Source organism: Bradyrhizobium sp. SK17, assembly GCF_002831585.1.
Taxonomy (GTDB): Bacteria; Pseudomonadota; Alphaproteobacteria; order Rhizobiales; family Xanthobacteraceae; genus Bradyrhizobium.
In genome coordinates, this window is record NZ_CP025113.1 from 4,917,504 (window position 1) to 4,943,330 (window position 25,827).

32 protein-coding genes are annotated in these 25,827 nt (G+C 64.7%); 16 read left to right on the forward strand and 16 right to left on the reverse strand.

Features of this window, described 5'->3' with window-relative positions; all coding sequences use genetic code 11:
* Window positions 1–45 precede the first annotated feature (45 nt).
* Window positions 46–2,355, forward strand: coding sequence for an NADP-dependent malic enzyme (locus CWS35_RS22505; RefSeq protein ID WP_024581517.1), 2,310 nt, complete (start codon window positions 46–48; stop codon window positions 2,353–2,355).
* Between the two features lie 178 nt (window positions 2,356–2,533).
* On the forward strand, window positions 2,534–2,986 hold the full coding sequence (locus CWS35_RS22510; protein ID WP_024581518.1) for a DoxX family protein: 453 nt from the start codon (window positions 2,534–2,536) through the stop codon (window positions 2,984–2,986).
* A gap of 36 nt (window positions 2,987–3,022) precedes the next feature.
* Here the strand turns inward: CWS35_RS22510 and CWS35_RS22515 are convergent, their stop codons facing one another.
* From CWS35_RS22515 to CWS35_RS22535, 5 genes are all read right to left on the reverse strand, one after another.
* On the reverse strand, window positions 3,023–4,033 hold the full coding sequence (locus CWS35_RS22515; RefSeq protein WP_244442215.1) for a helix-turn-helix domain-containing protein: 1,011 nt from the start codon (window positions 4,031–4,033) through the stop codon (window positions 3,023–3,025).
* Between the two features lie 625 nt (window positions 4,034–4,658).
* The gene (locus CWS35_RS22520; RefSeq protein WP_100953822.1) at window positions 4,659–5,216 is read right to left on the reverse strand and encodes a dihydrofolate reductase; all 558 of its coding nucleotides are present in this window, start codon (window positions 5,214–5,216) and stop codon (window positions 4,659–4,661) included.
* Window positions 5,217–5,235: 19 nt separating this feature from the next.
* Entirely contained in the window at window positions 5,236–6,231 is a 996-nt protein-coding gene (locus CWS35_RS22525; protein WP_100953824.1) for a polysaccharide deacetylase family protein, read from the reverse strand.
* A gap of 172 nt (window positions 6,232–6,403) precedes the next feature.
* A complete protein-coding gene (locus tag CWS35_RS22530; RefSeq protein ID WP_024581522.1) occupies window positions 6,404–6,973 on the reverse strand; it encodes a glutathione peroxidase in 570 nt (189 codons plus the stop codon).
* 80 nt (window positions 6,974–7,053) lie between these two features.
* On the reverse strand, window positions 7,054–8,838 hold the full coding sequence (locus CWS35_RS22535) for a L,D-transpeptidase family protein (RefSeq protein WP_100953826.1): 1,785 nt from the start codon (window positions 8,836–8,838) through the stop codon (window positions 7,054–7,056).
* Window positions 8,839–9,129: 291 nt separating this feature from the next.
* Here CWS35_RS22535 and CWS35_RS22540 point away from each other — a divergent pair, with 291 nt between their 5' ends.
* A complete protein-coding gene (locus tag CWS35_RS22540; RefSeq protein ID WP_100555275.1) occupies window positions 9,130–9,633 on the forward strand; it encodes a CreA family protein in 504 nt (167 codons plus the stop codon).
* 43 nt (window positions 9,634–9,676) lie between these two features.
* Here CWS35_RS22540 and CWS35_RS22545 read toward each other — a convergent pair whose 3' ends face one another.
* On the reverse strand, window positions 9,677–9,901 hold the full coding sequence (locus CWS35_RS22545) for a hypothetical protein (RefSeq protein ID WP_024581525.1): 225 nt from the start codon (window positions 9,899–9,901) through the stop codon (window positions 9,677–9,679).
* A gap of 430 nt (window positions 9,902–10,331) precedes the next feature.
* Between CWS35_RS22545 and CWS35_RS39570 the strand changes: the two genes are divergently transcribed.
* Both CWS35_RS39570 and CWS35_RS22550 read left to right on the forward strand, forming a co-directional pair.
* Entirely contained in the window at window positions 10,332–10,490 is a 159-nt protein-coding gene (locus CWS35_RS39570; RefSeq protein WP_168200254.1) for a hypothetical protein, read from the forward strand.
* Between the two features lie 33 nt (window positions 10,491–10,523).
* Window positions 10,524–10,919 carry a hypothetical protein gene (locus tag CWS35_RS22550; protein ID WP_024581526.1) on the forward strand — a complete coding sequence of 132 codons (396 nt, stop codon included), beginning with the start codon at window positions 10,524–10,526 and terminating at the stop codon, window positions 10,917–10,919.
* A 53-nt stretch (window positions 10,920–10,972) separates the two neighbouring features.
* Here CWS35_RS22550 and CWS35_RS22555 read toward each other — a convergent pair whose 3' ends face one another.
* Genes CWS35_RS22555 through CWS35_RS22560 form a run of 3 tightly spaced genes read right to left on the reverse strand, consistent with a single transcriptional unit; the run spans window position 10,973 to window position 12,940 of the window.
* Window positions 10,973–11,218: a DUF6719 family protein gene (locus tag CWS35_RS22555; protein ID WP_029879145.1), complete on the reverse strand. Its 246-nt coding sequence runs from the start codon at window positions 11,216–11,218 to the stop codon at window positions 10,973–10,975.
* 19 nt (window positions 11,219–11,237) lie between these two features.
* On the reverse strand, window positions 11,238–11,390 hold the full coding sequence (locus CWS35_RS39575) for a hypothetical protein (RefSeq protein ID WP_168200253.1): 153 nt from the start codon (window positions 11,388–11,390) through the stop codon (window positions 11,238–11,240).
* A 47-nt stretch (window positions 11,391–11,437) separates the two neighbouring features.
* A complete protein-coding gene (locus CWS35_RS22560; RefSeq protein WP_100953828.1) occupies window positions 11,438–12,940 on the reverse strand; it encodes a PLP-dependent aminotransferase family protein in 1,503 nt (500 codons plus the stop codon).
* Between the two features lie 73 nt (window positions 12,941–13,013).
* On the opposite strand from CWS35_RS22560, the gene CWS35_RS22565 reads away from it, so the two are divergent.
* Together CWS35_RS22565 and CWS35_RS22570 are read left to right on the forward strand one after the other, a co-directional pair.
* A complete protein-coding gene (locus CWS35_RS22565) occupies window positions 13,014–13,739 on the forward strand; it encodes a pyridoxamine 5'-phosphate oxidase family protein (RefSeq protein WP_100953830.1) in 726 nt (241 codons plus the stop codon).
* 55 nt (window positions 13,740–13,794) lie between these two features.
* Entirely contained in the window at window positions 13,795–15,072 is a 1,278-nt protein-coding gene (locus tag CWS35_RS22570; RefSeq protein ID WP_100953832.1) for an ArgE/DapE family deacylase, read from the forward strand.
* 92 nt (window positions 15,073–15,164) lie between these two features.
* On the opposite strand, the gene CWS35_RS22575 is transcribed toward CWS35_RS22570, so the two are convergent.
* On the reverse strand, window positions 15,165–16,004 hold the full coding sequence (locus CWS35_RS22575; protein ID WP_245438624.1) for a cobalamin-binding protein: 840 nt from the start codon (window positions 16,002–16,004) through the stop codon (window positions 15,165–15,167).
* A gap of 147 nt (window positions 16,005–16,151) precedes the next feature.
* On the opposite strand from CWS35_RS22575, the gene CWS35_RS22580 reads away from it, so the two are divergent.
* Complete coding sequence (locus CWS35_RS22580) at window positions 16,152–16,550, forward strand: PaaI family thioesterase (protein ID WP_024581532.1); 399 nt, start codon at window positions 16,152–16,154, stop codon at window positions 16,548–16,550.
* A 140-nt stretch (window positions 16,551–16,690) separates the two neighbouring features.
* Window positions 16,691–17,314: a GNAT family N-acetyltransferase gene (locus CWS35_RS22585; protein WP_100953834.1), complete on the forward strand. Its 624-nt coding sequence runs from the start codon at window positions 16,691–16,693 to the stop codon at window positions 17,312–17,314.
* 81 nt (window positions 17,315–17,395) lie between these two features.
* Here the strand turns inward: CWS35_RS22585 and CWS35_RS22590 are convergent, their stop codons facing one another.
* From CWS35_RS22590 to CWS35_RS22600, 3 genes are all read right to left on the reverse strand, one after another.
* Window positions 17,396–17,704 (reverse strand): hypothetical protein, encoded by a 309-nt coding sequence (locus CWS35_RS22590; protein WP_024581534.1) that lies wholly within the window; start codon window positions 17,702–17,704, stop codon window positions 17,396–17,398.
* A gap of 89 nt (window positions 17,705–17,793) precedes the next feature.
* Entirely contained in the window at window positions 17,794–18,093 is a 300-nt protein-coding gene (locus tag CWS35_RS22595) for a putative quinol monooxygenase (RefSeq protein WP_100956604.1), read from the reverse strand.
* Window positions 18,094–18,159: 66 nt separating this feature from the next.
* Window positions 18,160–18,843 (reverse strand): DUF2161 domain-containing phosphodiesterase, encoded by a 684-nt coding sequence (locus tag CWS35_RS22600; RefSeq protein WP_024581536.1) that lies wholly within the window; start codon window positions 18,841–18,843, stop codon window positions 18,160–18,162.
* 134 nt (window positions 18,844–18,977) lie between these two features.
* Here CWS35_RS22600 and CWS35_RS22605 point away from each other — a divergent pair, with 134 nt between their 5' ends.
* The gene (locus CWS35_RS22605) at window positions 18,978–19,322 is read left to right on the forward strand and encodes a GrlR family regulatory protein (RefSeq protein ID WP_029879146.1); all 345 of its coding nucleotides are present in this window, start codon (window positions 18,978–18,980) and stop codon (window positions 19,320–19,322) included.
* Between the two features lie 20 nt (window positions 19,323–19,342).
* Here CWS35_RS22605 and fabG read toward each other — a convergent pair whose 3' ends face one another.
* Entirely contained in the window at window positions 19,343–20,023 is a 681-nt protein-coding gene (gene fabG / locus CWS35_RS22610; protein WP_100953836.1) for a 3-oxoacyl-ACP reductase FabG, read from the reverse strand.
* 330 nt (window positions 20,024–20,353) lie between these two features.
* Between fabG and CWS35_RS22615 the strand changes: the two genes are divergently transcribed.
* Together CWS35_RS22615 and CWS35_RS22620 are read left to right on the forward strand one after the other, a co-directional pair.
* The gene (locus CWS35_RS22615; RefSeq protein ID WP_244442216.1) at window positions 20,354–20,854 is read left to right on the forward strand and encodes an SGNH/GDSL hydrolase family protein; all 501 of its coding nucleotides are present in this window, start codon (window positions 20,354–20,356) and stop codon (window positions 20,852–20,854) included.
* A gap of 112 nt (window positions 20,855–20,966) precedes the next feature.
* Window positions 20,967–21,173 carry a hypothetical protein gene (locus CWS35_RS22620; RefSeq protein ID WP_021079679.1) on the forward strand — a complete coding sequence of 69 codons (207 nt, stop codon included), beginning with the start codon at window positions 20,967–20,969 and terminating at the stop codon, window positions 21,171–21,173.
* 9 nt (window positions 21,174–21,182) lie between these two features.
* On the opposite strand, the gene CWS35_RS22625 is transcribed toward CWS35_RS22620, so the two are convergent.
* The gene (locus CWS35_RS22625) at window positions 21,183–21,926 is read right to left on the reverse strand and encodes a tyrosine-protein phosphatase (protein ID WP_024581540.1); all 744 of its coding nucleotides are present in this window, start codon (window positions 21,924–21,926) and stop codon (window positions 21,183–21,185) included.
* Between the two features lie 96 nt (window positions 21,927–22,022).
* Between CWS35_RS22625 and CWS35_RS22630 the strand changes: the two genes are divergently transcribed.
* Window positions 22,023–22,334, forward strand: a complete 312-nt coding sequence (locus CWS35_RS22630; protein WP_100953838.1) for an MliC family protein — start codon at window positions 22,023–22,025, stop codon at window positions 22,332–22,334.
* A 90-nt stretch (window positions 22,335–22,424) separates the two neighbouring features.
* On the opposite strand, the gene CWS35_RS22635 is transcribed toward CWS35_RS22630, so the two are convergent.
* A complete protein-coding gene (locus CWS35_RS22635) occupies window positions 22,425–22,631 on the reverse strand; it encodes a DUF2735 domain-containing protein (RefSeq protein WP_024581542.1) in 207 nt (68 codons plus the stop codon).
* Between the two features lie 542 nt (window positions 22,632–23,173).
* On the opposite strand from CWS35_RS22635, the gene CWS35_RS22640 reads away from it, so the two are divergent.
* The 3 genes from CWS35_RS22640 to CWS35_RS22650 all read left to right on the forward strand — a co-directional run bounded on the left by CWS35_RS22640 (window position 23,174) and on the right by CWS35_RS22650 (window position 25,813).
* On the forward strand, window positions 23,174–24,208 hold the full coding sequence (locus CWS35_RS22640; RefSeq protein ID WP_024581543.1) for a glutamine synthetase beta-grasp domain-containing protein: 1,035 nt from the start codon (window positions 23,174–23,176) through the stop codon (window positions 24,206–24,208).
* Between the two features lie 208 nt (window positions 24,209–24,416).
* Window positions 24,417–25,121 (forward strand): hypothetical protein, encoded by a 705-nt coding sequence (locus CWS35_RS22645; RefSeq protein ID WP_024581544.1) that lies wholly within the window; start codon window positions 24,417–24,419, stop codon window positions 25,119–25,121.
* Entirely contained in the window at window positions 25,118–25,813 is a 696-nt protein-coding gene (locus CWS35_RS22650) for a substrate-binding domain-containing protein (protein WP_100953841.1), read from the forward strand. The genes CWS35_RS22645 and CWS35_RS22650 overlap by 4 nt, the downstream gene beginning before the upstream one ends.
* Window positions 25,814–25,827: the final 14 nt, after the last annotated feature.

A 25,827-nucleotide genomic window follows, 5' to 3' on the forward strand; every position in this document is an offset into this window, starting at 1 on the left:
AGCACAGAAACAAAGAAATTTGGGCCGGAAACGCGGGAAGCATGCATGTCGCAATCGTCTGAAGAACTCCATAACGCCGCGCTCGCCTATCACCGGCTGCCGCGGCCGGGCAAGCTCGAGATCCAGGCGATCAAGCCGCTTGCCAACCAGCGCGACCTGGCGCTGGCCTATTCGCCGGGGGTCGCCGCCGCCTGCACCGAAATCGCCAACAACCCGGCGGAGGCGGCGTCGCTGACCGCCCGCGCCAATCTGGTCGCCGTGGTCTCCAATGGGACGGCGGTGCTTGGTCTCGGCAATATCGGCCCGCTGGCCTCGAAGCCCGTCATGGAAGGCAAGGCGGTGCTGTTCAAGAAATTCGCCGGCATCGACGTGTTCGACATCGAGATCAAGGCCGACACGATCGAGCGCGTGGTCGAGACGGTCGCCGCGCTGGAGCCGACCTTCGGCGGCATCAATCTGGAGGACATCCGCGGGCCGGAGTGCTTCGAGATCGAGGGCCAGCTCAAGGAGCGCATGAAGATCCCGGTGTTCCACGACGACCAGCATGGCACCGCCATCATCGTCGCGGCGGCGATCACCAACGGCCTGCTGCTGAATGGCAAGAACCTCGCCGATGTGAAAATCGTCTGCTCGGGCGCCGGGGCGGCGGCGATCGCCACCCTCAACCTGTTGGTCTCGATGGGCGCGCAACGCAAGAACATCTGGGTCTGCGACATCGACGGCGTCGTCTATGAGGGCCGTAACACCACGATGGATCGCTGGAAGGCGGTCTATACCCAGAAGACCGATGCGCGGGTGATGGCGGACGTCATTCCGGGCGCGGACATCTTCATCGGCCTGTCGGCGCCGGGCGTGCTGAAGCCCGAGATGGTCAAGCAGATGGCCGACCAGCCGCTGGTGATGGCGCTCGCCAATCCGGTGCCGGAGATCATGCCGGAAGAGGCGCGCCAGGCGCGGCCCGATGCGATGATCTGCACCGGCCGTTCGGACTATCCGAACCAGGTCAACAACGTGCTGTGCTTTCCCTTCATCTTCCGCGGTGCGCTCGACGTCGGCGCCACCGCGATCAACGAGGCGATGAAGCATGCCGCGGTCGACGCCATCGCGCAGCTCGCGCGCGATCCGCCGTCGGATGCGGTCGCCCATGGTTTCGAGACCGGCGAGACCCAGGGGTTCGGCCCGGGCTCCCTGATCCCCAGCCCGTTCGACCCGCGCCTGATCCTGCGTATCGCCCCTGCGGTCGCCAAAGCCGCGATGGATTCCGGCGTTGCGACCCGGCCGATCACCAATTTCGAAGAATATACCACGCAGCTCGAGCGCTTCTCGTTCCGCTCCGGCCTCACCATGAAGCCGGTGTTTGCCAAGGCCAAGACCCAGCCGGTGCGGGTGATCTATGCCGAAGGCGAGGACGAACGCGTGCTGCGCGCGACCCAGGTGGTGCTGGAGGAGAAGCTGGCGCGGCCGATCCTGGTCGGCCGTCCCTCGGTGGTCGAGACCCGGATCAAGCGCTTCGGCCTGTCGATCAAGGCCGGCCGCGATTTCGACCTGGTCAATCCCGAGGACGACCCGCGCTACCGCTCCTATGTACAGTCCTATATCGACGTCGCCGGGCGGCGCGGGGTCACGCCCGAAGCCGCGCGGACGGTGGTGCGGACCAACAACACGGTCATCGCGGCGCTCGCCGTGTCGCGCGGCGAGGCCGACGCGATGCTGTGCGGCGTCGAGGGCCGCTACATGAGCCATCTGCGGCATGTCCGCGAGATCATCGGCTTCCTGCCTGGGATCAGCGACTATGCCGCGCTGTCGCTGATGATCACGACCAAGGGCGCCCATTTCATCGCCGACACCCAGGTGCGGCCCAACCCGAGCGCGGAAGAGCTCGCCGAGGTGGCGTCGCTCGCGGCGATCCACGTCCAGCGCTTCGCCTTCAAGCCCCGGGTCGCATTCGTGTCACATTCCGACTTCGGCAGCTACGATACCGAGTCGTCGCGCAAGATGCGCCGCGCCACGCAGTTGCTGAAGGACAAGCATCCGGAGATCGAGGCCGACGGCGAGATGCAGGGCGACACCGCCTTATCGGCGGTCGCCCGCAAGCTGGTGCTGCCGCAATCGCGGCTGGAAGGCGAGGCCAATATCCTGATCATGCCGAACCTCGACGCCGCCAACGTCGCCTATCAGATGATCAAGTCGCTGGCGGATGCCTTGCCGGTCGGACCGATCCTGATCGGCCCGGCACGTCCGGCGCACATCCTCACTCCGTCGGTGACGGCGCGCGGCATCCTCAACATGACCGCGGTCGCCGCGGTCGAGGCCCAGGAGCGTGCCGGCCGCGCACAGCCGACGCTGTTCGGCTGAGTGGTCGTTTGGGCATGACCTCCGCGCAGACGCCAGCGTCTGTCGCGGGGGAAAACCGCTCCCCACTTTTCCGGATCATGCTTCCGGCCGGAAGGATTCGATTTGATCGTGACAGGCGGGGCGGCCATAATCGCGCCGCCTGCTTCGTCCGATTTCTGCCATCCAGTGAGGCCGACCCATGCCAGCGTTCATCACCTTCGGGCGCATCCTGTTTGCCGTGCTGTTCCTGTATTCGGGCGCGAGCAAGCTGTTCAGCATCCAGGGGACTGCGGATCTGCTCACCGCCAAGGTGACCATCCCCGCCGTCGTCGCGCCCTATACGCAGCAGATCGAAACCTTCGTCGGCATGCCGTTCATGCAACTGCTGGCGATCGTGGTCGGCGGCTTCGAGATCGTCGCGGGGCTGATGATCGCGGTGAATTTCCTGGCACGGTTCTTCGCCATCCTGCTGATCATCTTCGTATGCTTCGCGACCTTCTACTTCCATGATTTCTGGAATCAGCCAGCGCCCGACAACCTCAAGACCCTGATCGACGCGCTGAAGAACCTGTCGCTGATCGGCGCGCTCTTCATCATCGCAGGCTACGGCCACGGGCCGCGCCGCGACGAGCCGGCCTACGGGGACGTATAGGGCCCCGGTCACGCCACCCGGGAGTGTGTCGGGCAATCAGTCCGTGACGCGGGGCGGGGCGATCTCCCGCATCCACCGTGAGATCGTCGCGGTATCGGCACCGGCAGCCGATCGGCTGATGCCGGTGCCCAGCAGCGCGGCCGCGCGTGCCGCGCGGGGCGTGATGCCGTAGGCCGCCTTGAACGAGCGGGTGAAGTGGGCGTCGGTGCCGAGATGCCAGCGCCTTGCGACTTCGCTGATCCTCAGGTTGCGCGCATCCGATCCGGCAAGGTCGAAGAATGCCCGATGCAGACGACGGCTGCGGATGTACTCGGCGATGCCTCCGGCCGGTGCGAACAGCCGGTAGAGCGAAGCCCGCGACAGGCCGAAATGGACCGCGAGCGACGCGGCCGAGAGCTGCCCGTCGTCGAGCTTTGCCTCGATATGTTGTCTGATCCGCATCAGCGATGCGTTCGCGGCGAGGCCACGGTTGGAATCGCCGCGCTCCATTTCGCCCCTGAGGCAAGCGGCCAGCAGCGAGATCGTGCCCTCGACCACCGCGGGGCACTCCTCGAATGTCATGCGCGGCGCGAACTCGAACAGGGCGGTGAGATGCCCGGCCAGCAGGCGTCCGACCACGCCGCTCGCCGGCAGCACCAGGCCGTGCAGCGCGTCGACCTGCACGATGTGGGCCGCGAACATCGGCCGCGGCACGACGAGCGTGACGTTCTCGAAAGCGGTTGCCCTGGTCTCCAGTGTCTGGGCGAGGTCGAACGCGCAGATGTCGCCGGCGCCCACGCGGACCGGCATTTCGCCGGCAACGCCGTCGAAGCCGCCCTTCAGATAAAGCTGCAGGATGATGTGGTCGACGCCGGACCGCGCCACCGTCGCGGTGGTGCGCAGGAAGCGTTGGCCGCTGGCGCGGCTGAGCCCGATCAGCACGGGTCCCATGGCGTAGGAACAAAGGTCCGCGCTGAACGGCGCCGGTTCGCCGCGCCCCAACTCGTCGACGTCGAACAGCGTCGCGACGGCTTCCCGCCAGGCTGCGATGTTTTCATCAGGAGCCATCCGAGCAGCCGTAAAGCCGAAGGTCGGCAGCAGGGACGCCACGGAGGTGGTGTCGTCGATTGTTCCGGCGGTTCCCCGCTGGCCGGTGGTTGTGGGGTCGTCGGTCATTGGCGCAGGCGTACAGTCAGCTTTGGATTCGATCTTCGCATCCCGGCCGGACCACCCGGGGATAGCGGCAGATCGTGCCAATCCCTTGATGAATCGTCTCGGAAGATCAGGGTATAGGTCGGCTCTGCCGGAACAGAAAGCCGCCGCGCGGCTATCTGGCGCGACCCGTTGTCCTGTTCCATCAAGACGTCGACAGCGCCGCGGGAGCGATCGCTGGTCTGATGCAAGACCGCTGCTTGCGGTTTTGTCTCAGTCTATTGATGCGGCGTTTCGCGAGCATCAGCCCGTATTGACGATATTCATCCCATGCCGGTTATAGCGGGCGCGCGTCGAACACCGACGCAAGGCTGCGTGGTGGTTCGTTGAGAAATGGAACCAACTACGGCTTTGGACCGCCGTCGGGGCCGATTATTGGCTCTTGGCACATTACGCGAGCCGGTTTTTCACTGGCCGGCGGCGGTACCAGTTTCAGCCAGATGACGTGTTTCAGCCAACTGACTTGGCGATGACGTCGCCGTCAGCCCGTGCGCCGCCACGGCGTGACCGTCACGTCCTGCGCGGCGTCGATCAGTTGCGGCGCGCCGGCGTGGAGGCCGTGAGCGGCAAGTACCTGCTGCGGGGTGCGGGCAGGGACGCCGGGAAAGCACGGCTCGCCGTCGGGAATGCGCACCTTCGGTGCGACCGACAGCCAGAACGTGTCGTAGCGCGCCATGAACATGCCGAACACGCCGGGGCCGCCGATGATGGCGACAATGCCTGCGGTCACGCCGGCCTCGCGGCTCGCCGTCTCGAACGGACAGCCGGTGGGATTCCACAACAGCGCGTTCGGATTGGCTGGGTCGGGCGCGATGGCCGCGACCTTGCTGGTCAGGATCAGGCGGCGCCGCTTCGGCGCATTCGGCTGCTCTTCCTGGGAGTGGCGGCCATGCACGATGAGATCGGCACGGTCGAGTGCTGCGGTGAAGAACCGCTTGTCGCCCTCGATCTTGAGCTCGTCCGGCATCACATTGTCTGCATTCGCCAGCCGGCCGTCGGCGGAGACGATGACGAAACCCTCGATACGCAATCCAGCCACCAGGACTTGGCCGGCGCGCTTACTGATCGACGGTGGTGACGACGCTGTTCACCGGCCGCGAGCTCACGGTCGGCAGCTTGACGTCCTTGGCAAGCTCCTGCTCGTATTGCGGCAGGATCGTCGCCGGGAATTTGGCGCGCATCGCCACCACCTTGTAGCCGCCAGCCTTGAGCTGCGTCAGCAGCGTGGGCAGCGCTTCGGCGGTATGCTTCTGGAAGTCGTGCATCAGGATGATGCCCTTGCCGAGCTTGGCGAGCTTCTTCATCACGGTGTCGATCACCTGCTGGGAATTCTTCGACTTGAAGTCGAACGAGTCGAGGTCGCAGGAGAAGATCGCGATGTTGCGGTTGCCGAGATAGGTCACCATCTCGGGCGGATGTTGCAGCGCCGGGAAGCGGAAGAACGGCGCGGGTGAGGTCTCGATCGCCCATTTCACTGCGGCAAGGCCACGCTCGATCTCGTCCTTCTTCTGATCCTCGGTCAGCTTCTTGTTGTTCAGATTCTCATGCGACCAGGTGTGCGAGCCGACGGTGTGGCCGGCGGCATAGACCTGGCGCAGGATCTCGGGATGATAGGTGGCGTGCTTGCCGATCGGGAAGAAGATGCCCGTGGTGCATTCGTCGGCGAGCGCCTTCAGCACCGCCGGCGTGTTGCCCGGCCATGGGCCGTCGTCGAAGGTCAGCACCACTTCGTGGTCGCGCAGGAAGTCGAGCTGCTTGAAATGCTCGAAGCCGAAGCCCGGTCCGCCTGTCGTGTCGATCTCGACGGTGCGGGCAACGCCGAGCGCATTCGGATTGCTACATGCGGCGCGTGCCGGCTGTGGCGGTTGCTTCGGCGGCACTGGAGCGGCCGCGGTGGCAGCGGGCGCGGGCGCCGCGGCGGCAGGGGCTGGAGCTGCGGCTGCGGGAGCAGCCGCCGGCACAGTGCCCTTGGCGGGCGGCGTCTGCGACCAAGCTGCGCTCGACGCGAGCAACGATACGGTCCCTGCGAAAATCAGACCTGCCGCAATGCGCATGGCGTGTTCCCTGCTGATCGCGCTCCGGGCGCCGGCATTGCCGCGCCCGGGCCGCTTCTGCCCCCAACCGATCGTACCCTAGTCGCAGTGGCGTCGCCAAGGCAATGAACGGGGCGGGTCCGTGCCCAAAATCCTCGTCGGATCAGTTAATTCCGGGGATTGTCGCCGCCTCTCAGGCTACCGCCAATGCCCGCGCGATTGCAGTCTTGATGCGGGTGTCGTCGGGCGCGACCTGTTCAGAGAAGACGTCGGCGATGTAGCCGTCGCGGCCGATCAGGTATTTGTGGAAATTCCAGCGCGGCACATCCTTCGGCCGTGCCTCCGCCGCCCATCGATAGAACGGGTGGGCGCCGGCGCCCTTCACGACCGCCTTGGCTGCGATCGGGAAGCTGACGCCGTACTGATGCTGCGCGGTCTCGGCGATCTCGGTCGGGCCGCCGGGCTCCTGGCCGCCGAAATCGTTCGAGGGTACGCCGATGATGACGAAGCCGCGGTCGCGGAATTCGGTCCACAATTGCTGCAAGCCGGCATATTGCGGCGTGAAGCCACAGAGCGAAGCCGTGTTGACGATCATCAGCGGACGGCCGGCATAGTCGGCGAGGCGAATGTCGCCGCCGGTGAGTGCCGGGAACGAGAACGCGTAGGCCGTGATCCGGCTCATGGCCGGCTGTTGCGCATGCAGGGCGCGGGAGCCCGCAGCCGCGGCCAACGCCGCCACGATCAGTGTCCTGCGGTCCATCATGGTCTCGTCCCCGGAACGGATGCCGACGGCATCATAGTCCAGCGGACGGCCGCAGGCTTTCAAGAAGGCGTTATGGGGGCTCAGCGCAGCGGCAGGATGAAGTCGGTGCCTTCGCCGGTCTCGCCCTGGTTGACGCCGAGATCGGAGACGATGATCGATCCGCCGGTGCCAAGCGCTTCGGTGATCCGCGCCATCGCGTCGGCCGGGATCGAGATGCGGTCGAGCGCCTCGGCCGGGGTGTTGGTCGCCGGCTGCGGCTTGGCCTCGACCGGCGCCGCGGCCGCCATCTTGCGACGATGCGAGGTACGGTCCTGCACATCGATGCGAGCGGCATTGCGGGACGGCAACGTCACCACCGACCAGTGCAGCAGATTGGTATCGGTCTTGTCGGCCTGCGCGGTGAAGACATGCGTGCCGAGCGGCCGGTCGCTCGCCGCGATCGTCACCGGCACTTCGAACAACGGCGCGAAGTTCTGCCGGACATAGAGCTTGGAATCCTTGCGGCTGATGAACACCGCGATCTGCCCGGTGCGCTTCGGCACGTCGATCCTGGCCGCGCCCGGCAGCCGAGCCGGATCCTTGGCCGCATCGTTGTTGGCGTCCGACGCGCCGGCTGGGGTTGCGGCTTCAGCGGGCTTGGCCGCATCCGTCGCCTTAGCCGCGTCCTTGCCCGTCGCGTCCTTGCCTGCCGTGTCCTTGGCCGCATCGGCTTTCGGCGCATCGATCTTCGACGTGTCGGTCTTCGGCGCCTCAGGCTTTGCCGCGTCGGTCTTGGGTGCCACGGCAATGGCGGGCTTGGCCGTGTCCGCCTTCGGCTCGTCGGCCTTGGTGTCGACCCTGGCCTCGGCCTTCACCTGATCGTTCGAGGCGACCTCGGTCTTTGGTGCGTCGATGCTGCCGGTGGTTTCGCCGACGGTCCTGTCATCGGACGCGGTGGTGCTGTCGGCGGCGGCCGTGGTCTCCGATGTGTCGGCTGCAAGCTTCTGCGCGATCGCATCGCCGGAAGAGGGCGCATCGGACATGGTCGACGACGCGCTCGCCACAGGCATCGCGCCGCTGGCGTCGGCGGTGTGGGTGTTGTCGCGCAGCGATGCGGCGTCATGGCCGACGCTGCTGCGCAAATCGAGCCCGGTCTGCGGCTTGTCCGCGCCCTTGTCGCTTTTCACGCCGAGCGGCGCGTCCATCTTCAGAACGTCGTCGGCAACCGGCTGCGGCGGCGTGACCTTCTGCGTCACCAGCAGCGGGTGCGAGAAACTCTCCGGCGAGACCGTGCCTGGCGTCACGAACACGCGGGCACCCATCCGGGTCCAATTGTACATCTTGACCGCGAACGACATCGGCATGCGGATGCAGCCATGGGAAGCCGGATAGCCCGGCAGCACGCCGGCGTGCATCGCGATGCCCGACCAGGTGATGCGCTGCATGTACGGCATCGGCGCGCCGCTGTAGATGTTGGACTGATGGTACTTCTGCTTCTGGATGATGCTGAAGACACCCATCGGGGTGGAATGCCCCTTCATGCCCGTCGACACCGGGCTCTCGGCATAGAGGCCGTTGGCGTCGTAGACGCTGACCCGCTGCTGGTCGATCGAGACCGAGATGATCAGGGGGCCCTGCGGCCTGGTGCCGGCTTCTTTCTCGATCGCCGGATTCTTCTTGACGAGATTGCGCTTCGGCTTGGGCCGGGCCGGCTGCGGCATCGGCTCGACGTCGCCGTAATAGGCGGAGTCGCGGTTCCAGTAGAACAGCGCTGCATCGGCGTTGGACGACGCGCCGATCGTGCCGGCGGCGGTCAAAATCGCAAATTGCCAGAAGCGCCCGTTCGCAGAATTAAAAATCGAAATCCGAGGCCCGCTTGCGCGCATATTCCGAATCCCAGTCCAAACTATCCATTGGTTGTCGCAGACGCAGAACGCGTTCACCAGCGCAAGCGATCTAACCCTTCCGTGAGGGGGTATTTTTCGACGAAAGCGTAGCAAAAAAGCCTCACAAGAGGTTAAAGCGCGAGGTCCGATCACCGAACTGTCAGCGCCTTCCCGTGCGGCGTTTGCGCACTACATAGGCGGAGCCATTCTGCGGAGACCCCAATGACATCGAGAAGTGTGAGCTTGTGTGACGTGCGACAATTGTCTCGATGGAGGTCCGCGTTGCCGCTGATGTTGCTGGCCTCGACGTTGGTCGTGGGGCAGGCGGGCCCCGCAGCCGCGGCTGACGAGCCCGACCTGATCTTCCGCCGCTCGACCGTGTTCAAATGGGTGAGCCCCAACGACAAGCTCGCCACCTACGGGGTCGACGACCCCGAGATCGAAGGCGTCGCCTGTCACTTCACGGTGCCGGAGAGGGGTGGCTTCAAGGGCTGGCTCGGCCTCGCCGAGGAAGTCTCTGACATCTCGCTGGCTTGCCGGCAGATCGGACCGATCCGCTTCAAGGGCAAGCTCGGCCAGGGCGACGACATGTTCAGCAAGCGGCGCTCGCTGTTCTTCAAGAAAATGCAGATCGTGCGCGGCTGCGACGCCAAGCGCAACGTGCTGGTCTACATGGTCTATTCGGACAAGCTGATCGAGGGCTCGCCGAAGAACTCAACATCGTCGGTGCCGATCATGCCATGGGGCGCGGCCGATGCTGCCGCCGTACAGAAGTGTGGTGAGTTCATTCAATAGCACGACCAGGGACTTGACCCCGTCGGCTGAACCGATAGGGGAGCTAGCGCTGGGTTTGCCCGAACTGCTTCGCGCGGATGCTGAGGCCCGGCCGGACGTTCGAGTCGCGACAACCGATCAGGCGAACCAGCTTCTGCGGTGCGCATTCATTGTCGCCCATCACGTAGGCGCCCTGCTGAGGCATCGCGGCCGTCATCTGCTGCTGGCCGGATTTGCCGGTCGCGGACTGATTGCCAACACCGATGTTGCCATTACCCACGACTGACATCCTTCGTTGGTTGGATCTGGACCACGACAACGTGCCACCGCGAGGATGGTTGCACGGCACCAGATGAGTCGGCCCGGAACCTCGAGCGGTTCACGCGGCTCTTGCTCCGTTGCTTCCTGTCTCAGCAGAGGAAAGTTAAGAAAGCGCGGTAGCGCACTCAGTCTACATGCATAATTCGCGGTCGGTGCCCCGGCCGTCCAGCGGGTGACCTAACGCGCGAAATCTTGAACAACGTCCCCGCTGCCCCGTCTCGACTGAAAACATTGGAGTTTTTCGGCGAATGTTTCGTGGACCGCCGGCCGACGAAACAATTCTCCCGCGGACGAAACCATTTTCCGCTTATTCCGCAGAACTCCGGAAACGGCAGATCGTTATCAAACCGTCAACACCACGGCGCCGGGCGCCGACCGTAAATGACGGAGACTGCCACATGCGGACCCTGAGCCTGATCCTCGCCGTCGCTTTCGTGATGGCCGGCTCATCGATGGCTGGTGCCCCGGGCAGCGGTTTGCCCGGGATCGGTACCTTCTCCTACAATGGCTCGCCTGTCGTCACTCCGGCCGCGATGATCGTGGCACAGGCCAACTGACGCGACAGACAGAACTGCTGGCAAAGGCTCCCCATGTTGCTTCGTATCTGTTCCGCCGCGATGCTCGCATCGTTCTTCCTGGCGGGTTCCGCGCAGGCCCAATCCCAGCTTCCGCTCGAGTCGATGCAGATCCGGTCGTTGTACCGGGCGGCTGAACCGCGCGACGAATTCGTGCGCCAGTGCGCGCCGCATATGCTCGGGCGCTGGACGCATCCCGAAGCCGTCTGCGGCTGCCTGCACGACCACGCCGCCGCGACGGTGGATGATCCCGATCTTCGCCACGCCCTGCTGCGCGGCATCAGCGAGACCGGGGTGCCGACCATCGAGTCCGATTGGGTGCCGACATCGAAGCAGGCCGAGATCGGCCCGACCTTCACCAAGATCGCCAAGCCGACGCTGCAATGCATGTTCGAGCCGATCTCGAACTAAGCGGCGCGTTGCCGGGATCGTGACGAACGAAGCGCCTCGCGATTGCGGGGCGCTTATTTTTTGGCGAGCCGTGGCACGCAGCTATGTGTGCGCACCACGCCGTTCTGGCTCAGCTTGGAGCCGACGACCTGCTTGATCTGCCCGGCCGGACACGAGCCGTCGTCGATGAGGACGCGCTGACCGACCCTGAGGTCGACGATGTCGCCTTCGCGCATCAAGGCCTGCTGCGCGGAGGCGGAGTAGGTCATCGCGACGAATGCTGCGGCGCTGACCAGCGCCACCAATGCGATGCGCGGCATCCGAGCCTCCTTCACTAGTTCACTTGTTCTGGATCTTGAGCCCGTCGGGCCCGACATTGATCTGAAGGCCTTCGGGCTGCTTCTTGGCCTGATAGAGATTGTAGCCGAGCATGCCCGCGATCACGACCAGCGCGGCGATCACGAGATACAGGACGTTGCGATTGGCGGGCATCCGGTAACTCCGTAAGCTGGCACGCACTGAACGACGGGCGACCATAGTCAGGTGGCCGTGATTCTCCTAGCGCGCCGCGGCTTCGTGGATTGCTTGTGCGTCGCGCGCAATGCGGTCAGCGTTGTCTTCGCCAATTGTTCCGCCGACGCGACGAGTTGCGGAACCGGATGACCGGAAAATCCCAGCACGAAACCCGGCAATGGACGCGCGCGATGATAGGTCTCGGCAAGCAGCCAGCCGCCGACGCCGGCGTTAGCCTTCGCCTGCGCCGCGATCAGCGGATCGGTTGCGGGATCGAGCCGCGCCACGAGATGCAGGCCTTGCGACGGCACGGGAACCGTAAGCTCGCCCTCGGATGCATTCTGAAGCGTCGATGCCAGGACATCGCGCGCCTCGCGATAAAGCTTGCGCGATTTGCGTAAGTTCGCGGCGAAAGCGCCGGAGTTCAGCATGTCGGCGACCGCGCCTTCCATCAGAGTACCAGGAAAGCGATCAAGCGCGGCGCGCGCCGCCGTCACCGGTCCGATCAGTGCTTCAGGCAAGGCGCAGTAACCGATCCGAAGTCCCGGGAACAGCGTCTTCGCAAACGTGCCCATGTAGATCACGCGGCGCAGATGATCGATGCCGGCGAGCGACAGCAGCGGCGCACCGTCATAGCGGAACTCGCTGTCGTAATCGTCCTCGAACACGAAGGCGCCGGCATCCCGGGCCCAGTCCAGCAGCTCGAGCCGGCGCGGCATCGACATCTGCACGCCGAGCGGAAATTGATGCGACGGCGTGACGTAGGCGGCGCGGGCCTGCGACGCGGATGCGCGCCCCTTGTCGATGCGCATGCCGGAGCCATCGACGGGCACCGACACCAGGCGATAGCCGCAATGCTCGATCGCGCGCCGCGCTGCCGGATAGCCGGGATCCTCGCACCAGACCTGATCGCCGGGCTTGAGGATCGCCCCTAATACGATGCGCAGTGCGTGCAGTGTGCCCGACGCCAGCATGATCTGGTCGGGGTCGCAGCGCAGCCCGCGTGCCGACAGCAAATGATCCGCTATCGCGGCGCGCAGTTCGCTGCTGCCGCGTGGATCGCCATAGTGCAGGTGTTCGGAGCCGAAGGCGCGCAGCCTCCTGCCGGCGAAGGCGCGGAAGCGCTGCAATGCGCGCTCGTCGATATGGGTGCAGCCGAGCGACAGCGCATTGTGCTGCGGCGGCTCGATCTCGATCCTCGCACGTCGGGGCGCGGTGGCCTGCGCCGGGATGCGCGCGGCGACGAAGGTGCCGGAGCCCGTGGTCGCCACCGCGAAGCCGTCGGCGATCAGCCGCTCATAGGCCGTGGTGACGGCGTTGCGGCGGAAGCCGGTCTGCCTGGCCAGCGCACGCGACGGCGGCAGCGGCTCGCCCGGCTTGACCAGGCCGCCGACGATCGCGCGGCACAGCGCCTGATACAGCCGCTGCTGCGAGGCCGCGCCCGGCGTCACGTGGGGGTCGGCGAGGTCGAGCGGCAAGTCGGCCTTGCCGGCCGAAGGCTTGCGCAAATTGGTCGGAATTTTTCGCATGGAATTGGCACTATCGCAGACCAAATTGGCCGCTACAACTCTTGAAAGATTCCAAATCCATGCGAGGCCTGCCGTGACCGAAGGTGCATCCACTCCGTCCTATCCGCTGTCATCTCGTAACAGGGTGAAGCGCCGCCATGACCGCGGCTTCTACGACCAGGCCACCGTGCACAAGATCCTGGATGCCTCGATGCTGTGCCACGTCTCCTACGTGATCGACGGCCAGCCCTATTGCACGCCGACCTTCTTCTGGCGCGAGGGTACCAGGCTCTACTGGCACGGCTCGAGCGCGAGCCGGATGCTGGAGAACCAGTCGGAGGGGCAGCGGGTGTGCCTGACTGTCGCCCATCTCGACAGCCTGGTGCTGGCGCGCTGCGGCTTCAACCACTCGGCCGACTATCGCGCGGTGATGGCGTTCGGCTCCGCCTATCTCGTGACCGACCCCGCAGAGAAGGAGCGTGCCGTCGTCGCGATGGTCGATCGCTTTTTTCCCGAGCGCACCGCGGGCCTGCGCGCCAGCAACAAGCAGGAGATCAAGGCGACCTCGTTCATCGCGATGGAGATCGAGGAGGCCTCGGCCAAGGTGCGCGCCAAGGGCGTCGCCGACGACGATGAGGATTACGAGTTGCCGATCTATGCCGAGCGCATTCCGGTGCGCACCGTGCTTGGCGCGCCCGAGCCGTGTCCGCGGCTGCTCGACGGCGTGACTCGGCCGAAGACGCTCGATGGCTATTCCGAAGGCCGTCTGCTCGAAGATGCATTGCGGGATGCCTATTTTGCGCAATACCCGGCCGAGTGAAATCAGGTTACGCTGCGGCTCCCGCCTTGTCTGATGTCCCCCATGGAGCTGCCGAATGACTGCCGAGACGCAACAACGAATCCTTGCCGCCGTTGACGAAGGATTCGATGCGCAGCTTGCGACGACGCAGGCCTTTGTCGCGATCCCCTCGACTCGCGGCGCCGAGGGGCCATGCCAGGACATGATCGGCGATTTGCTGCGCGAGCGTGGCTATGAGGTCGACGACTGGCACATCAATCTCGACGAGTTGAAGGACCTGCGCGGCTTCGGCCCGATCGAGCATGATTTCTCGAAAGCCCGTACGGTGGTCGGCACCTACCGCCCGGCGACCAATGCCGGCAAATCGCTGATCCTGCAGGGTCACTGCGACGTGGTGCCGACCGGCCCGCTCGAGATGTGGGAGACGCCGCCGTTCTCGCCGGTGATCAAGGACGGCAAGATGTATGGCCGCGGTGCATGCGACATGAAGTCCGGCACCATCGCCGCGCTCTACGCGCTGGATGCGATCAAGAAGGCCGGGCTGAAGCCGACGGCGCGGATCCACTTCCAGTCCGTGATCGAGGAGGAGAGCACCGGCGTCGGCGCGCTCTCGACCTTGCAGCGCGGCTATCGCGCCGATGCCTGCTTCATCCCGGAGCCGACCAACGGCACGATGATCCGCTCGCAGGTCGGCGTGATCTGGTTCCGCCTGAAGGTGCGCGGCTTCCCGGTGCATGTGTTCGAGGCCGGTGCCGGCTCGAACGCGATCATGGCGGCATATCATCTGGTGCATGCGCTGGAGAAGCTCGAGATCGCCTGGAACGAGCGCGCCAGGGCCGACAAGCATTTCAAGGACGTCAATCATCCGATCAACTTCAACCCCGGCATCATCAAGGGTGGCGACTGGGCTTCCAGCGTGCCGGCCTGGTGCGACGTCGACTGCCGCATCGCGGTGCTGCCGGGCTGGTCGATCGCCGAGTGCCAGAAGGAGATTCTGGCCTGCGTGTCGGCGGCTGCCCGCGACCACCGCTTCCTCTCCAACAATCCGCCGCAGGTGGAATGGTCGGGCTTCCTGTCGGAAGGCTACGAGCTGGTGAACTCCGAGGCGCCGGAAGCCGCCTTCGCCAAGGCGCACCAGGCGGTCTATGGCGGGGCGGTGGAGGACCGCGCCTTCACCGCACTGACCGACACACGGTTCTACGGCTTGAACTACGACATCCCGAGCCTGTGCTTCGGCGCCAGCGGCGCGGCGATGCACGGCTTCAACGAGTATGTCGAGCTGGACTCGCTACGGCAGTCGACCAAGGCAACCGCGCTGTTCATCGCGGAATGGTGCGGGGTGGAGAAGGCGTAGGTTCGCAGGTTCTGCTCGTCATTGCGAGGAGCGAAGCGACGAAGCTATCCATAGTGCCGCTTGCGGTGAGATGGATTGCTTCGCGGAGCCTGTCATCGGGCGCGCGTTCGCGCGACCCGTTGGCTCGCAATGACGGGGTGAAACCTACCTAGCATTCCCCACAACGCCTTCACGATCGCATCGAGCCCATCGGTCAGCGCGGCGGGGCCGGGCTGGAGGATGATCGGCGACTTGATCTCGACGATGCGGTCGTTGCGCACGGCCGGAACGTCATTCCAGCCGTCACGCCTGCGGATGCGGTCGGGCACCACCTTCTTGCCGCACCAGGAGGCCAGGATCACGTCGGGCATCGCCTCGCGGACGGCTTCAGCCGAGACGATGCGATCCCGGGCGGCCTTGTGTGCGCGCAGATGCGGCAGCGCGTCCGCGCCGCCGGCGATCTCGATCAGCTCGGACACCCAGCCGATGCCGCTGATCAGAGGATCGTCCCATTCCTCGAAATAGACTTTTGGCCGCGGCGCCGGCCGCGGTGTTGCCCCGATCGCGGCCAGCCGTTGTTCGTAGCCCGCAGCGAGCTGTTCGCCGCGATCGGCTGCGCCCACCATCGCAGCCAGGGTGCGGATCATCGCGAGGATGCCGGCGACGTCACGCTGGTTGAAGACATGGACAGCGATGCCGGCGCGCACGAGATCGGCGACGATGTCGGCTTGCAGGTCGGAGAAGGCGAGCACCAGATCGGGGTCGAGCGCCAAGATCTTCGGAATGTCGGCGGAGATGAACGCAGACACCCGCGGCTTCTCGCGGCGGACCTGCGGCGGCCGCACGGCGTAGCCGGAGACGCCGACGATGCGGTCCTGCTCGCCGAGCAGGTACAGCGTCTCGACCGTCTCTTCGGTCAGGCAGACGATCCGGCGGGGAGGGAAGTCACGCATCGGCGACGATATGCAGGCTCGGCGGCCCCTTGTCACGGACGACATAACGTCATGGTCGCCATTACCTCGGACGTCATTGCCGGGCCCGGCCGAGCAATCCATCATGCTGCTATCAACCTCGAAGAAGACCACCAGCAGGGAGTGCCCATGACGCCGCTCGAAAAGATCCAGTCGATGAAGATGCCGTTTGCGGAACTGAAGGGCGTCACCTTCACCGAGGCCAGTCAGGATCGCGTGGTCGCAAAGATGCTGGTGCGGCCGGACCTCTGCACCCTCCGCAACACGATCCACGGAGGCGCTGTGATGGCCTTCGCGGACTCGGTCGGCGCTGCCGCCACCGTGATCAACCTGCCGGAGGACGCCAAGGGCACCACGACGCTGGAGAGCAAGACCAACTTCATCGGTGGAGCCAAGGAGGGGAGTACCGTGATCGCGACGGCCACACCGGTTCATCGGGGCCGGCGGACCCAGGTCTGGCAGACCCGGTTGGAGACGGAAGACGGCAAGCTCGTTGCGGTGATCACCCAGACCCAACTCGTATTATGATGAGGTGATGATGTGATTTGCCAATCACATCATTGTTTATTCAAATGAATCTCAGTACTTGAATTATATGGTGCGGCGCACAATATAGGGCGGGTTAGGGAGTCGACGCCTCCTCGAGGGCTACCAAGAGGAGTTATGAAATGAACCACGATTCCACCAGTTCGACCTCTGCCCGGGGTACCGTGCGGACGTTGAGCCAGCAGGAGGAGCTTCCCCTGCTGCGCGATCATCTGCTGAGACTGGATCGAACCAGCCGTCATGATCGTTTTCATGGCTTCATCGACGACAGTTTTATCCGCCGCTATGCTGAGCGCTGCGCCAACGACGGCACCGTCATCATCGCCTATTTCGAGGATGGCGTGGTCCGCGGCGCGGCCGAGCTGCACCCGCCGGAGCAGTCACCGGATGCGCAGCCCGAGATCGCTTTCAGCGTCGAGCGGTCGGCACGGCGCAAAGGCGTCGGCAGCACGCTGTTCCGCAAGCTGATCACCGAGGCGCATGCCAAGGGCTACGGCAGCCTGCGCATCACCACCGGCGCGCAGAACGATGCGATGCGGGCACTTGCCACCAAGTTCGGTGCGCAGCTGACCTTCCGTCACGGTGAGTCGACCGGGAGCATCGACCTGACCGAGCAGCACCAGCCTGAGCCGGCACCGCCGATCGCTCCGGTGACGCCGGTCGAGGCTGCACGCGCGATCGTCGACATGAACCGCGCCTATTGGCGAATGGTGATGCAGATGTCCGGCTGGGGCCGAGCAGCCTGAAGCTGAGATATCGGACGAGACGCAAAAAGGGCAATCCACTCAGTGGATTGCCCTTTTTCTTTGAACCAACGGATGTTGTTTTCAGGTGCCGGTGCGCTTGTCGGTGGCAAAGCGGCGGACCACGCGGCGCTCGACCACGACGGAGCGCTGCGCGCCCTGTTCGCCGGCGATCACCCGGGTCGCTGTGCCGGTGCGGGCGCTGACGCGCGCGGTCTTCTTCACCTCGGCCAGCACCTCGTCATAGGGCAGCCCCATCAAGGACGAGGCAATCTCGGCCTGGGCTTCGACGTCATCGGTGATGCCGATGGCAGCGAAGATTGCTTCCTCCAGCGTCGGCGGATCATGCCGCACGCGCCTTGTGCCGTATTTGGTGTTCCAGTCTCCGCTCATCGCCGCCTCATCCTTGAATCGCGGGAGATACGTAAGGTGCCCAATGTTGCATTGCAATATGAATGTGGCATGGCAATCCAGCCATGCAGCTAGAGTCTCTCAATTTTGTGAGCGTCATAAAGTTCGATCGTGGTCGCGGCGGCCGCCAGGGATTGCAGCGAGCGGACAAAGTCGCGCGACGCGGGGACCGCAAAATGCGCTGCCAGCGCGGCGCGGTCGGCCCATTGCTCGAAAAACACCAGCCTGAGCGGATTCTCGCAGTCGACATGCACCGCGTGCGAGATGCATCCGGGCTCGGTGCGCGAGTGATGGACATGCTCAAGGCTCAATCGCCGTACCTCGTCAAAGCTGCCGGGGCGGGCGGTGACGCTGCCGGTGACGACGATCATGATCTCCCCCTCTTGTTTGAGCGTGATCTCTTCGGAAAACCGCTTGGCACTTTTCCGGATCATGCCTTACGGGGCGGCTTCCGCCCCTGACGTAGTGATCGGCTGCTGCGGCCAGCGCTTGAGCGCGGCGCGACCGGCATCGGTCAGCACATAGATGCCCCGCTCGGCGCGATCGAACCAGCCATAGACATTATGCTGCAGGATCTTGCCGGCGTCCGGAATCTCGACACGCAGGTCGCGGAGCCGCCGGGGCCCATCCGACATCGCACAGGCGCAGGCCAGCGCCTGCTGGCGATAGGCGGTCATGATCGGCGCCCGTGTCGAGCCGCCCATCGCGGGATCGCCCTTGCGCTTGCGATGCTCGGTGATCAGCCGCGAGCGCTTCTTCGGATTGCGACGCGGTGCCGCAGTCGGCGGCGGCACCAGCACCTCGACGTCGCCGCGGTCGGTGACGCCGAGCATGCCGAAGCCGAGCCGCCGGCACAGATTGCGATAGCGCGCGTCGCTCTCGCGACCCTTGCCGCGGGCTGAAACCTTGGCCGCGATCCACACCTCGTCGGCAGCGCCGGCGCGGTCGACCGCCTGCAAGATCAGTTCGAGATTGAAGGCGAGCTTGAGCTCTCCGACCACGACGACGGGCGGATCGTCGGCGCTGAGCGCCACGAGGTCACAGCCACCGATCTCGCCCTTCACCGTGAAGCCGAGCTTTTCGAGGAAGCGTTTGACGGGCAGATAAAGCGCGGTTTCCAACGGGCAGGCTCCTGCGGCGTCGGCCGCGACTCGGTGCCGCAGCATAGCGCGGAATTGCGCCGGCCGAGGCGGATGCAATTGCCCAAAGCTCGGCCAGACAGGTATTGTCGGGCCTGGAAGGCGCAAGCATCTTCATGATCCGGAACGGGCTCTACCACATCACTGTCGAATTCCTCGACGGCGTCTCTGGCGGAAACCAGGGCGTGATGGTGCTGCGTGACGGTCAGATGCGGGGCGGCGACTCGTTCTTCTTTGCCTATGGCAGCTACACGGCGGCCGACGGCAAGTGGAAGGGCGAGGTCACCAACCAGGAGCACTCGCCCACCTATGGCGCGCGCCCGGTATGGGAACGCAAGGTGGTCACCATCGGCTTCACCGGAACTTATACCGATGAGACCGCCGAAGGCGACGGCATGGCACTCGCCGGCAAGCAGAGCATTCGCTTCAGGTCAAAGCTGCGGCTGCTGGTTGCCGACTAAGCGTTCAATCGGCGAACCGCCTAAACCCGGCCATTGACCGGCAGCAGCGCGCCGGTGACAGCGCTGGCGGCGTCGCTGGCCAGGAACAGGATGACGTCGGCGAGTTCCTTCGGCGTCACCCATTTGGAGATATCGGCCTTCGGCATCGCGGCGCGATTGGCCGCGGTGTCGATGATCGAGGGCAGCACGGCGTTGACCGTGACCTTGCCCTTGAGCTCGGCGGCGAGCGACTCGGTGAGGCGGTGCACACCGGCCTTCGATGCCGCATAGGGTCCCATGCCGGACGCCGCCTGCAACGCGCCCAGCGCGCCGATATTGACGATCCGGCCGGCGCCGGATTTGACGAGATGCGGGATCGCGGCATGCGAGGTGTTGAACGCGGTCATCACGTTCATCGCATACATGCGCTGCCAGGTCGCGGGATCGCCGTCGCTCACCGCCTCGAAGGTGAAACCGCCGGCGATGTTGATCAACCCGTCGAGCCGGCCGAAATGCGCCGCCGCCTTGTCGATCGCCGCCTTTGCCTGCGCGGTATCGGTGAGGTCGACACCGCCGAGTTCGATACGATCAGCCGTCGACGCAAGCTGCGAGGCGGCGTGATCGACGCCGGCAATCCGCGCGCCGCGCGCCAGGGCTTCCGCGGCGACCACTTTGCCAAGCGCGCCGAGGGCGCCTGTGATGACGATGGCTTTTCCGTTCATGGCGGTCTCCGTAAACGCAACTGACTGCGACCACTATGATCAGGCGGAATTCATTTGCAATGCCGCCGATTTCGCCTCCTACTGCGCGCATTCATTCGTTCATTCACCCCAAGGATGTTTGCGATGCCGACACCGAGGCCGTGCGAAACCCATCTCGAACTCGTCAAGTTCAGTTACGGATTGCCGCATCTTGCGCAGGCGCTCGAACGCGAGCGCAAGGTCAAGATCGTTGCTCTCGGATCATCATCGACCGCTGGAGCCGACCGAATTCTCCCGTTTCCGCCCCGGCTGGAGATGTTGTGGAGGAACCAGAAGCAGTCGTTCGGCCGCATGATCGACATCATCAACCGGGGGATCGGCGGGCAGGAAGCGCCGGAAGAGTTCGCGCGCATCGAGTCCGACGTCATTGCCGAGGCGCCGGTGATGGTGATTTGGCAGGTCGGCACCAACGCCGTGTACAAGAACTACAACTTCGATCAGGTGCAAGCGACATTGGAGGCGGGACTCGATGTGCTCGCCGGGTTGCCGCTGGACGTCGTGGTGATGGATTCGCAATACACCCAGGCAATCGTCGGCACGCCGGACGTGCTGAAGCTCGCCAACCAGTTCATGTCGATGATCGCTGACGTCGCTGCAAGCAGGAAAGCCAACCTGTTCTGCCGCTTTGCGCTGATGAGGCAATGGGTCGATGCCGGAATTCCGCTCTCCGAACTCGACGATGGTGCGCAGGAACATCTTCATACGAGCGAGTGGGCGACCGATTGCGTCACTCAGGCGCTGCTCGGAGCGATCAACGATGCGGTGGCACGCAGCGCCAGCGCGTCGTCCTGACTACGTAAGACTACGGAGGTGGGGTGGTTGGATAAAATTTTCGGCAGTTCTGTAAGTCGTTCGCAGAACCCTTTTCGTAGAAACGGAACTCCAGCCAAGCCAGGGGTTTTCGATGGGATATCTTCCGGATCACGGTTTACCGCTCGTTCAGCTTAAGGAGCAGCGGCGTGACCTCGTGGTTGCGCTCCAGAATCGCACCGGACCGGTGAGCAGCTGGGAGTTGATGCAGATCGCGGCGATCCAGCAGGCCATCTCGGCCTTCGAGGATGTGATCGCCGATCTCGATGCCGAGCTCGAACTCGAGGCCGCCGCGGCCTGAGCCAAGCTATCAGGCCTGCAGGTAGCGGCCTTCGAGCGCCTTGCGTTCGGCCTGGCCGAGCCCAAGGCCATCCCGGAAATAATTGTCGAGGCTGCCATAGTCGGCCTCGACCGCCTCGAACGCAGCCTCCAGGAACGCCGCGCGCACGGTGCCGAGCACCTGCTTGACGTCGTCGGGCAGCTCGGTGCTGTGGGCGGGATCGCGCTTGTAGAACTGATTGGTCAACAGATAGTCGTCTGCGATCACCTGCTCGGACACGCCGAGTGCGTGCAGGATCAGCGCGCAGGCGAAGCCGGTGCGGTCCTTGCCGGCGGTGCAGTGGATCACCAGCGGTGCGCGGTCTTCGAGCAGATGTGCAAACAGCGTGCGATAGCGCTGGGTGTTGTCCTGGACATAGCCGCGATAGGAATCCCGCATCACGTCGATCGCGTCGGCTTCGGAGAGCTGGCGGTTGCCAGCGATCTCGCGCAGCGCGGCCACCACCGTCGGCTCGACGGGAAGCGAATGCACGGTGATGTCGGTCATGCCGCACAGCGCTTCGGCGCGCTCGGTGACGCCGCGAAAATCGAACGCGCTCTTGACCCCGAGCGTGCGCACCACGGCGACGTCCTGCTCGGTGAGGTGTGCCAGATGGTTGGAGCGGAAGATCTGCCGCCAGCGCACCGTCCGGCCGTCGCGCGTCTGGTAGCCGCCAAGGTCACGGAAATTGCTGGCGCCGGCGAGATTGAGATGGCGGGCGGGGGCGTCTGACATCGGGCGGGCCTGTTGCAGCTGTTGAGATCCTGGCTCAGTCTTGGCGCGAATGGATCGGCGCAGACAGGTCTATAGCCGGCCCGCCGGGAGGAGAATATGACTTATCGCGCGGCCGTCATTGTGATCGGCGCAATTCTTTGCGGGGTGTTCGGTTCCTCGACGGTGACGGCGCAGTCCGCCTTCCGGAATTATCGCTGCGCCGACGGCACACAGTTCATAGCGGCGTTCTTCGACGGGGATACCCGCGCGCATCTGCAACTCGACGGCAAGGCGGTGACGTTGACGAAACGCCTGTCGCTGGCGGGCACGCGCTACAAGGGCAGCGGTGTCACGTTGGCGTTCAGCCGTGCCGGCCCGATCAGGCTCCGGCATGCGAAGCGGCCGGTGACGGCCTGCGAGCTGGCATGAAAAAAGGGCCGAAACGTTTCGTTCCGACCCTTTGCTAGTGTTGTGACGCCGTCTGACGTTTTGATGTCGTGCCCCTTTGTTGTCGCGACATCAGTGATCGCGGCTCGGCTTGGCGTCGTCGATCGCTGCCTGATGGTACCAGCTCTCGCTGCATGCGGAGGTCTCGACCTCGGCGGAAAGCTCATGCGCCGTCCGCGCCTCGCCGTAGCGGCGCCCGCCGAGAGCCGCGCGGCCCCCAACCGGGAATTGATAGATCGTTGCCGATCCCTGGATTTGTCCTTGGCCCGTGGTGATCATGTCAAAGTCTCCTTTGGCCGGTGCGAGCCTCCATGGTGCGCCCGACTCATTCGTGTGCGGTTACCGTCATTTTGATATCGGCCCGGGCCCGGAAGGGTGCAAGTTGACCAAGAAATAGTCATTGTCTGTCTAATCTGTGTGCAAGTCCGGGTTTGCCTCCTGCAAGGCAGGATGCAGCTGACCAACGCTTGGGCCTCGGCCATGGTTGCCGGAGGTCGGGCAGCCGGACACGAACTGTCACATGGCGCTGCTGCGGCTTTAATCGGCAGGCGGTGTCGCGGTTGGATTTGCTGGAGAAACAGGCGGTCGAGAGCATCGGGAGGCGGATTTCGCCTGTCCCGGACGCATGCCAGCCGCGCTGCTATGTCGCAGCTAAAAATGCGATGTCCGCTGTGGACATCCGCGACCAGGGCGGGTGCCGCAGTGCAGCGACTGGCATTTTAATTGCTTAGTAAGAGCCGGCCGATGGTGGCCGGGTACGCGTGCGGCGGCCGACTGGCTTTCGGTTCCTCACGGTTTTGCATCATCAACAGAGAGGTTCAATGACCAAGTACAAGCTCGAGTATATCTGGCTCGACGGATATACGCCGACGCCGAGCCTGCGCGGTAAGACGCAGATCAAGGAATTCGCGTCGTTCCCGACCCTCGAACAGCTTCCGCTGTGGGGCTTTGACGGTTCGTCCACCCAGCAGGCTGAAGGCCACAGCTCTGACTGCGTGCTGAAGCCGGTCGCCTGCTATCCCGACGCCGCGCGCGAGAACGGCGTGCTGGTGATGTGCGAAGTCATGATGCCCGACGGCAAGACGCCGCATGTCTCGAACAAGCGCGCAACCGTTCTGGACGACGAAGGCGCCTGGTTCGGCTTCGAGCAGGAATACTTCTTCTACAAGGACGGCCGTCCGCTCGGCTTCCCGGAAGAGGGTTATCCGGCGCCGCAGGGCCCGTACTACACCGGCGTCGGCTACAAGAACGTCGGCAGTGTCGCCCGCAAGATCGTCGAAGAGCATCTCAATCTCTGCCTCGCCGCCGGCATCAACCACGAAGGCATCAACGCCGAAGTGGCGAAGGGCCAGTGGGAATTCCAGATCTTCGGCAAGGGCTCCAAGACCGCCGCTGACCAGATGTGGATGGCCCGCTATCTGATGTTGCGCCTCACCGAGAGCTACGGCATCGACATCGAATTCCACTGCAAGCCGCTCGGCGACACCGATTGGAACGGCTCGGGCATGCACGCCAACTTCTCGACCAAGTACATGCGCGAAGTCGGCGGCAAGGAGTACTTCGAGAGCCTGATGAAGGCCTTCGACAAGAATCTGATGGACCACATCGCCGTCTACGGCCCGGACAACGACAAGCGTCTGACCGGCAAGCACGAGACCGCGCCGTGGAACAAGTTCAGCTACGGCGTGGCTGACCGTGGCGCTTCGATCCGCGTGCCGCACTCTTTCGTCAACAACGGCTACAAGGGCTATCTGGAAGACCGTCGTCCGAACTCGCAAGGCGACCCCTACCAGATCGCGTCGCAGATCCTGAAGACGATCTCCGAGGTGCCGACCGGCGCCAAGGCTGCCGCTTAAAGCCTGCGGCTTAAAGGCGGCGGCCTAAGCAACTCCGAACCGGGTGGAGGCATCCGGTACCGCAATCAGGTCCGCCCGGGCGAATGCCTTGGCGGACCTTTGCATTTTAACGGCAGCCTTTGCAGGCAGCTTGCCGGCGAAAGCGGTTTCGCTACGTTATGAACCGCGCTAGATAACGATTGCATGTTGGCTGCCGGGGACACGGCGCTTGTTTGAGGGGTTTTACAAGGTCCGGTTCGAGCTGGGCGGTGCGGTCGGCCGCAGCGTGATGTATGTCGGCGACGGCAGGATGCTCGGCGGCAACTCTGCATTCGCCCATATCGGCACCTACAAGAAGGACGGCGACGTGGTCGCGGTCGAGATCCAGACCGTCCGCCACAACCCCGATCCGAACTATCGGGCAATGGCCGGCACCGACGATGCAACGCTCATCGCCACCGGCGGACCCGACGGGGAGCTCTACCGTTTCAACGGCGAACTCAAGGAGCTGCCCGGCGTGCCGTTCCAGTCGGTGATGACGCCGATCACCGAAGACGACATCCCGATCGCCGGCGGGGTCGGCGAGGGCGGTATCGTCAACGGCCTCTACGCGATCCGGATCCGCGTGCTCGACGGTGTCGATGGCGGCCTCACCGGCGTGATGCTGCTGAACAACGGCCGCATCCTCGGCGGCGATGCGTTCTTCTATTATCTTGGCACCTACACCTCCGAGCAGGGCCGCTGGAAGGGCCAGATCCTCAACCAGGAGCACACCTCGGCAATCGGCGAGGATGCGATCTTCGGCGGCCATGAGGTCGGCATCGGCTTTGCCGGCACCTGCGACGCGGAGGGCGCCGTGCTGGAAGCGACCGCGCTGGCGGGCAAGCGCAGCCTCCGCCTCACCGCCGCGCTCAAGCTGATGCGCCGGGCATGAGCGGAAGAGACAATTCGGTCCGCGTGCTCTCGACGCTGGCGCTCAAGGGCGCGATTGCGCGCCTTGCCGGGGCGTACCAGGCGGCAAGCGGCGTCGCGATCGATGCCGACTTCGCGCCGACGCTGGCGCTGCTCGAACGCCTGCGCGGCGGCGAGGTAGCCGATCTCGTGATCCTCACCCGCGAGGGCCTCGACGAGATGACCGGCGAGGGCCGCGTTGCGCCGGACAGCGCGATCGATCTCGCGCGCTCCTATGTCGGCGTCGCGGTGCAGGCGGGCGCCATGCATCCCGACATCGCAACCGAAGCCGCGCTGCGTTCGGCGCTGCTCGGCGCGCGGGCGGTGGCTTACTCGCGGCTTGGCGCCAGCGGTATCCTGTTCGCGCGGCTGATCGAGCAGCTCCGCATCGCCGCGGAAATCAACGCGCGCGCGGTGATCATTCCCGTCGGGTTCACCGCCGAAAAGCTCATCAGCGGTGAAGCCGATCTCGCGATCCAGCAGATCAGCGAGTTGAAGCAGATCGACGGCATCGAGGTCGTCGGGCCGCTTCCCCTGGAATTGCAGACACCCGCTGTGTTCTCCGCCGGCCGTATGGTCGCATCGCAACGCGCTGCGGCGGCCGATCATCTGCTACGCTATCTGTCGTCGGCTGACATCGCGCCGGTGCTGCGCGAGACCGGGCTCGAGCCTTGAATTTGCCTGCACCG